This window comes from Streptosporangium amethystogenes (genome assembly GCF_000721075.1).
In the GTDB taxonomy this organism is placed as follows: domain Bacteria; phylum Actinomycetota; class Actinomycetes; order Streptosporangiales; family Streptosporangiaceae; genus Streptosporangium; species Streptosporangium amethystogenes.
On record NZ_JOEQ01000205.1, the window covers coordinates 1 to 256 of the forward strand.

At 77.0% G+C, this 256-nt stretch carries 1 pseudogene; it reads left to right on the forward strand.

The window, feature by feature from the left end:
• Window positions 1-256, forward strand: a pseudogene (locus IG98_RS0144305) (hypothetical protein); the annotation flags it as partial.

The following is a 256-nucleotide window of genomic DNA, read 5'->3' on the forward strand; positions in this document are numbered from 1 at the left end:
ACCCGCAGGACCGGCAGGACCGGCAGGTGCCGACGGCGCCCCCGGACCCGAGGGACCGGCAGGACCGCAAGGACCTGAAGGACCGGCAGGACCCGCAGGCGCCGATGGCGCCCCCGGACCCGAAGGACCCGCAGGACCGGCAGGACCGGCAGGTGCTGACGGCGCCCCCGGACCCGAGGGACCGGCAGGACCGCAAGGACCTGAAGGACCGGCAGGACCCGCAGGTGCCGATGGCGCCCCCGGACCCGAAGGACCC